Raw genomic sequence first — 214 nt, 5'->3', positions numbered from 1 at the left:
TCGGCGACGACCGAAGTGCTGACCCTGGCCGACACGCTAGGCACCGGCCTGACCTTCGGTGCCGTCACCGACGCGGGCGCGTTTGCCTGCACCGGTGCACTGACCTGCACGCTGCCTGCCGGCACGCTGCCGGGTGTCTACACGCTGACCTACACCGCGACCGTCAATGCGGATGCGACGGGCAGCGTTGGCAACGTTGTCGTGGCCAGTAACC

General features: G+C 68.2%; 1 protein-coding gene. It reads left to right on the top strand.

What is annotated here, in order from left to right; genetic code table 11:
* The coding region (locus ABE487_RS17270) for a hypothetical protein (protein ID WP_346452931.1) at positions 1 to 214 on the top strand (214 nt) is incomplete at both ends.

The sequence above is a fragment of the Luteimonas sp. TWI596 genome (genome assembly GCF_039674105.1).
Taxonomy (GTDB): Bacteria; Pseudomonadota; Gammaproteobacteria; order Xanthomonadales; family Xanthomonadaceae; genus Luteimonas.
This window is presented reverse-complemented; position numbering and strand designations above follow the sequence as displayed.